This window comes from Streptomyces calidiresistens, from assembly GCF_014141525.1.
Lineage (GTDB): Bacteria > Actinomycetota > Actinomycetes > Streptomycetales > Streptomycetaceae > Streptomyces > Streptomyces calidiresistens.
Map to the genome: position 1 here is coordinate 1 of NZ_VKHS01000867.1, position 2,146 is coordinate 2,146.

Consider the following 2,146-nt stretch of genomic DNA (forward strand, 5'->3'; position numbering starts at 1 on the left):
ACGATGTGCGTCAGAGATCCCAGAAATTCAGCGATGTGGTGTTTTTTATTAAAGCATTGCGCGACGGCAATGATCGACACTTGCGGCTTCGTCGGCGGCGTCGGATGTGTATCGGGGACAAGGTGTCCGACCCGGACGGACCCGGTCGCGACACCCGCACGGGGGACCGGTGGGGGCGGTCCGTGTCCGCCGCGCCCCCCGCTCGTTGGACCAGGGCATGAGCGAGAACAACCGCGCGGGCGGTCGCACCGCCCGCGAGCGGCTGGCGGAGGAACGGGCCCGCGAGCAGGCGGCGGAGAGGCGTCGACGGACCCTCAAGGTGCTGGGGATCTCCGTCGCGACCCTGGCCGTGGTGGGCGGCATCGGTTTCGCGGCGGGCAACACCGGACGCGACTCCGCCACCGCCGGCCCGCCCCCCGAGCCGATCGCGCAGGGGCCCGCGGACGCCCCGGCGACCCTCACCGTCTACGAGGACTTCCGCTGTCCGGCCTGCGCCCGGTTCGAGACGTACTACAAGGACACCATCAGCGATTTGCAGGACGAGGGGAAGCTGCGCACCGAGTACCACCTGGTCACCATCATCGACGACGGACTCGGGGGCGAGGGCTCCACCCGCGCGGCCAACGCCGCGATCTGCGCGGAGGACGCCGGTCGGTTCCCCGAGTACCACGACCTGCTCTTCGCGGAGCAGCCCGCCGAGCGCAGCGACGAGTTCGCCGATCCGGAGACCCTCATCGAACTGGCCGGTCGGGTCGAGGGCCTGGACACCGACTCCTTCCGGGACTGTGTGCTGGGCGAGACCCACGCCGACCGGGTGGCCCGCACCAACACGGCCTTCCGGGATTCCGAGTACGGCGCGACCCCCACCGTCCTGCTCAACGGCGAGAGCGTCTACGGCGATCCCTCCGATCCGCTGACCGTCGAGCGCCTGCGGGAGCGGGTGGAGGAGATCGCCGGGGGGTGATCCCGCGGCACCCCGGCCGACTCCCCGGGGGTCCGTGCGGGGTGGGGCGCGGGCCCCGTCGCGCGCCGTCCCGTCGGGCGGTCCGCGACGGGGCCCGCGCGCACCGGGAGCGGCGCCGGACAGGGTAGCCTCGGCCCCACCATGGACATCCTCGCCTCCATCCCCAGCCCCGGCACGAGCGAGATCCAGCTCGGGCCGTTCCCCCTGCGCGCCTACGCGGTGTGCATCATCCTCGGCGTCTTCGTCGCCGGTTGGCTCGGCGGCCGGCGCTGGGTGGCGCGCGGCGGCAAGCCCGGGACGGTCGCCGACGTGATGGTGTGGGCGGTGCCGTTCGGCCTGGTCGGCGCCCGTGTCTACCACGTGCTCACGGACTACCAGCTCTACTTCGGCGAAGGCCGTGACCCCTGGGCCGCGGTCCGCATCTGGGACGGCGGCATCGGCATCTGGGGGGCCATCGCGGGCGGCGCGCTGGGGGCGTGGATCGCCTGCCGGCGCCGGGGCATCCCGCTGCCCGCCTTCGCCGACGCCGTGGCGCCGGGGATCGCTTTCGCCCAGGCCATCGGGCGGTGGGGCAACTGGTTCAACCAGGAACTGTACGGGCGGGCCACCGACCTGCCCTGGGCCCTGGAGATCGACAACAACCGCGACACCGGTACCTTCCACCCCACCTTCCTCTACGAATCCCTGTGGTGCGTGGGGCTGGGCCTGTTGGTGATCTGGGCGGACCGCCGTTTCCGCCTCGGTCACGGACGCGCGTTCGCGCTGTACGTGGCGGGTTACACGGCGGGGCGCTTCTGGATCGAGTACCTGCGGATCGACGAGGCCCACGAGTTCCTGGGGCTGCGCCTGAACAACTGGACCGCGCTGATCATCTTCGCCCTCGCGGTCGTCTACCTCGTGCTCTCCGCCCGGCTGCGGCCCGGCCGCGAGGAGGTCGTGGAACCGGACCGCGACGGCGGGACGAGCGACACCGCCGGGGCCGCGGGGGGCGAGCGGGACGGCGGTTCCGCCGGGCCCGCCGAGTCCGTCGGCGTGGCGGGGGAGAGGGGCACCGACGCCAAGCGGGCCGGTACGGTCACCGGCGCGGCGGCCGCCACCGACGGCGTGGGCGCCCCGGTGGCCGGCGAGGGGTCGGGGGGCACCGGTTCCCCGGGCCGGCCGGCCGATATCGATCCCCCCAAC

Annotated in this window: 2 protein-coding genes; both read left to right on the top strand. The window is 73.2% G+C overall.

All coding sequences use genetic code 11. The features are described from left to right. Nucleotides 1-217 precede the first annotated feature (217 nt). Nucleotides 218-964 carry a DsbA family protein gene (locus FOE67_RS23585; protein ID WP_182666858.1) on the top strand — a complete coding sequence of 249 codons (747 nt, stop codon included), beginning with the start codon at nucleotides 218-220 and terminating at the stop codon, nucleotides 962-964. Between the two features lie 141 nt (nucleotides 965-1,105). Beyond that, nucleotides 1,106-2,146, top strand: a 1,041-nt coding sequence (gene lgt, locus FOE67_RS23590; protein WP_228474211.1) for a prolipoprotein diacylglyceryl transferase, incomplete at its 3' end; no start/stop codon positions are given.